A 3292-nucleotide genomic window follows, 5' to 3' on the forward strand; every position below is an offset into this window, starting at 1 on the left:
TGTTATAACCGGGTATAAATTTAAACTTGGAGGTAATTTATATTAAAATATGCGGGATATATGATACAAGTACTAAATCCTTTTAAATGGGAGAGAGAGATATATATTATATTAACGCTAACGGTCTTGAAAGCGAGATAACAGAGCAAGACAATATGAGGAATGATATAAATAAATTTTGATTCCGAGATTTCAAATCCAAAAATGTTGGCATACGAAGAACTTGAATCAGAAGTAATAGAAAAAGGACTTTGCACATACTGCGGTGCCTGTGTCGCTTCATGTCCTCTCCAGCACCTCAAGTGGATAGATGAGAGACCAAAGAGACCCGAAAAGAAGGCTGCTTGTGAGGACTGCGGAACATGTTATCACGCATGCTACCAAACAGAATTCGAGAGAGGAGCAATAGAGCAGGAAATCTTCGGAAGATGCAGGAAAGAAGACGAAGATATAGGGATATACAGGCGCGTTATTGCGGCAAAGTCCGCTGACGAAAGAATACTCGAAAAAGCGCAGGATGGCGGTGTTGTAACCGCTATACTGGTATATATGCTAGAAGAAAAACTAATAGACGGTGCTATATTGACAGAAAGGGAAGAAAAAGGTGATGGAAGCTGGATGCCGTTTCCAAAGGTAGCAAAGAGCAAAGAAGAAATAATCGCTGCGGCAGGCACAAAATATGGAATCTCGCCTATTTTGCTGAAGGTGAGAACCGCGGTCATAGACGATATACTGGACAATATTTGCATCGTTGGACTTCCTTGCCATGTTCAGGCGATGAGACATTTGCAGCACATAAAATTTGACCTTGCACCTGCAATAAAATTCGTAATAGGTCTGTTCTGTCGTGGGAATTTCGATTATGAGCAAATGAGTAAGGGGCTAAAGAAGAGAGGAGTGAGGATGAACGAAGTAGAAAAGATAAGCATTTCCAGGGGCTTCTTCAATGTTTATACAAGGGATACCCAGCTTTCCATTCCCCTGAAGGAAACAGAAACGTGGCATTCAAAACATTGCCTCACTTGCGATGATTACTCCGCCGAACTGGCTGATATCGCCGTGGGTAGCGAGGGTTCAAAAGAAGGATGGTCAAGTGTGATAATAAGAACTGAAAAGGGTGAAGAAGTTCTTTCTGAACTCGAGAGCAAAGGCTACATAAGAACGAAAGAGATAGATAGTTTGGATTATATAAAAGAAAATGCGATAAGGAAAAGGAAAAAAGCGGAGATAAGGATTTAGGTTTTTAACCCCACCAAAATGTCACCATTCAGCAAGCCTTTGTAGACTTCCTTTATCCCTGAAAACCAAAGAAAAGAAATGGCAATGCCAATCAAAACGACGCCAAGAGAAGCGATTTTTGTCACAAAGGGCAGAGTAAATCTAAAAGCCAACGGCCTTAAAAAGTGGTATTCTATGGCTAAAACAAGTTTCATACCGATATAATAGCCTTTGGACCTGGAATAAGCCCATTTATAGTCCTTATCTTTTAAATCTTCACTATTATACTTCTTTCTGAACCTGTTAATATCCACCGTCAAATTGGTGGCATCTCCAATTATTATCGTTTTTACGCTCTTTCGCTTTCCACACACGGCGTTTATGGTTCTCAACACCATATCCACAAACTGATCGACCGTAAACCTGCTTAGAAGCCTGTAAACTTCTTTAGCATCTGGAACATCGTGCACGCCTGTAAACTCCCTTAACGACGCTTTAGCCTTTAATTCGCTTATTACAAAGGTTATATCAGTTTCAAAGCACATTGCGAGTATCACGACCTTCAGCATCGTTATAGCTTCACTTAGAGGTTTTACTCCATGTTTAGACACTATTTTCCTCATCTTTCTTTTCTCGAATATCCTTAGCACGTTTCTCACAAAATACCATCTGGGGTCCCCTTCTTCCGGTATCAACGGTGTCCTCATTTAAATCACCTTAATAAGTTATTAGAAACTTCAGCTTTTAAATTTTTCGGTTTTTATCCGTTGACTTTCAATTATACGCAATTAAAAATTGTCGTTTTAAGTGGCGGTGGTAAAAAATGGTGTTTTGATAGATTGGAGAGTGATATGATGATCTTTTGTGAATGGTTGATGGAGGGGGTTATAAGGGAGTGAAACTTGAGAAAATAACATTACCGCACATGCAATAGTGAAATGAATTGGATTATAATCTGCATATATAATTAAAGGACGATTAACACCAGATAATCTTAAAATCACAGCCCATACAAATCCACCGAGGTTACAGCCGATGATACAATTATAGTTCTCATTCTTGATGTTTTCTGCATATTCAAAACATTCCGTTAAACGTGCTGGAGGAGGGAATTGCCATGGAGGAAATTGTAAGTATAATTCCTTATCACTAAAATTTATAAAATCGGTTTTAAAATATTTCTCTAAATATCTAAATTCGTCATATCCGATACTTGGAGGAATAACCAAAATCCGCATGTTAGAATATGCGTTATGTTTCATTTACAATCACCATTTCAAATTCCTGCAGCAAGTCTCGAACGGATTAACAGGCTCGCGCCTTTTTATATTATCCCACAACAGGACTTCTCTTATCGGTTGAGGATATTTCCCTATTACCTTTTGATTACGAGAGCAATCCCAGTAGGTGCCATCAGGAAGGACACTCAAACCCAATATCCGAGCGATGCACCCGCCTTCTATGCAACCTTTTGGCAAATATATCCTCTCTTTCTCCGCTCGCTTCTCTACATATTTTTTAATCTCAATCCATTCCATATACCTTATGGGCTCCAAATCGCTTTTCCTTATGGGTTGATAGATATTGAAATTGAGCGTGTGTGCTCCGGTTTCAATGCAGAGGTCTATGATATGGTCAATACAGTGTTTGTTCGCCTGATTGATAGTGAAAGAAAGAGTATGGCGTATCCCATGCTCGTCCAGCAATTTCAAAGCCCTCACCGCTTTTTCATAGCTCCCCTTGCCGCGTATGAAATCATGTGCTTTTTCATCCCCGTCCACGCTTACCTGTATTCCATCGTTTTTATGGAAGATATGGATGTATTTGGGTATTAATATGCCGTTAGTGGCCAGAGCCACATGACCAATCAACTCTCTCACGACGCTGTATGCCTCTACAAATTTTGGGTGCAGTAAAGGTTCACCTCCGCTAAGAATAATTGAGTTTTGTGGCAGCGGGAAATCAGTTTTGAGGAAATCCTCGCAGATGGCTCTAAGCATGTTCAGAGGCATGACTCTCTTGCCTTTATTCAGATAGCAGTGCTTGCAGTCCAGTTGGCAGAAGTCCACGATGT

Annotated in this window: 3 protein-coding genes and 1 pseudogene; 1 reads left to right on the forward strand and 3 read right to left on the reverse strand. The window is 40.0% G+C overall.

Annotation, left to right across the window (positions count from 1 at the left end):
• The first annotated feature begins 204 nt into the window (after nt 1–204).
• A complete protein-coding gene (locus J7J01_06635) occupies nt 205–1239 on the forward strand; it encodes a Coenzyme F420 hydrogenase/dehydrogenase, beta subunit C-terminal domain (GenBank protein ID MCD6210548.1) in 1035 nt (344 codons plus the stop codon).
• A gap of 143 nt (nt 1240–1382) precedes the next feature.
• On the opposite strand, the pseudogene J7J01_06640 reads toward J7J01_06635, so the two are convergent.
• The 3 genes and pseudogenes from J7J01_06640 to J7J01_06650 form a co-directional block, all read right to left on the reverse strand.
• Nucleotides 1383–1934: pseudogene (locus J7J01_06640) on the reverse strand (IS5 family transposase).
• 87 nt (nt 1935–2021) lie between these two features.
• Nucleotides 2022–2480 carry a hypothetical protein gene (locus tag J7J01_06645; protein MCD6210549.1) on the reverse strand — a complete coding sequence of 153 codons (459 nt, stop codon included), beginning with the start codon at nt 2478–2480 and terminating at the stop codon, nt 2022–2024.
• A 6-nt stretch (nt 2481–2486) separates the two neighbouring features.
• Nucleotides 2487–3292 (reverse strand): radical SAM protein (locus J7J01_06650; protein ID MCD6210550.1); only part of this gene is annotated, 806 nt, incomplete at its 5' end.

It is taken from the genome of Methanophagales archaeon (assembly GCA_021159465.1).
Classification (GTDB): domain Archaea; phylum Halobacteriota; class Syntropharchaeia; order Alkanophagales; family Methanospirareceae; genus G60ANME1.

What these genes read in the sequence shown, in the direction of transcription:
- J7J01_06635 (MCD6210548.1), top strand. Translation starts at nt 205, where the DNA reads ATGTTGGCATACGAAGAACTTGAATCAGAAGTAATAGAAAAAGGACTT.
- J7J01_06645 (MCD6210549.1), bottom strand. Translation starts at nt 2,480, where the DNA reads ATGAAACATAACGCATATTCTAACATGCGGATTTTGGTTATTCCTCCA.